Below are 426 nucleotides of genomic sequence, written 5' to 3'. Positions count from 1 at the left end.
CGCCATGGATTCCGTTCTCAAAGCTGCGTCCTAACCACCTTGACTAATGCTATAATATCACCATCACTAGAAATCATTGAACAGTGCAAAACTGCAATTTCCGAATGGCTAAAACCTGTAGGATTAGAGATTAAACCTGGAAAGACTCGAATCTGTCATACACTCAATTCCATTGAGTATAATGGCAAAACTGAAGAACCAGGGTTGGATTTTCTCGGATTCAATATCAGGCAATACCCAGCAGGAAAATATAAATCTGGAAAAATAGGTGGGACAACAAACCGATTAATCGGTCATAAAACTCACATCAAACCCAGTAACAAAGCAGTCAAAGCCCACACAGAACTGATAAAAGGTGTAATTAAACAACCTAGTGCGAAACGTTTAGGAGTCAAATAAGGCTGCAATGCCGAAATAACCTCCTAG

At 39.9% G+C, this 426-nt stretch carries 1 pseudogene; it reads left to right on the top strand.

Going from position 1 to position 426, the window contains the following annotated elements:
- A pseudogene (locus P5683_RS25895) lies at window positions 1-369 on the top strand (RNA-dependent DNA polymerase); the annotation flags it as partial.
- Window positions 370-426 lie beyond the last annotated feature (57 nt).

Source organism: Limnospira sp. PMC 1279.21 (assembly GCF_032349615.1).
GTDB lineage: Bacteria > Cyanobacteriota > Cyanobacteriia > Cyanobacteriales > Microcoleaceae > Limnospira > Limnospira fusiformis.
This window is presented reverse-complemented; position numbering and strand designations above follow the sequence as displayed.